Annotated in this window: 1 protein-coding gene; it reads right to left on the reverse strand. The window is 53.7% G+C overall.

The genetic code is table 11. From position 1 onward, the window contains the following. The coding region (locus AC0T7J_RS25635) for an aldo/keto reductase (protein WP_473798643.1) at nucleotides 1–255 on the reverse strand (255 nt) is incomplete at both ends.

Raw genomic sequence — 255 nt, forward strand, 5'->3', positions numbered from 1 at the left:
CCAAGCGATTTACCCAGCCTGCCTGCGGACCAGTTCGATACACCAACATAGCGGACCAGTCCCTGTCGTGTGAGATCGTCAAGAGCACGCAGTGTCTCTTCTATGGGTGTGATCGGATCACTCGCATATATCTGGTACAGATCAATATAATCGACCTGCAGTCGTTCCAGGCTTCGCTGCACTGAATCCATGATGTGTCCGCGTGAGGCACCCTTATCGTTCGGCCCGGGTCCCATAACACCACCCGTTTTTGTG

Source organism: Pantoea sp. E956-1 (assembly GCF_982223955.1).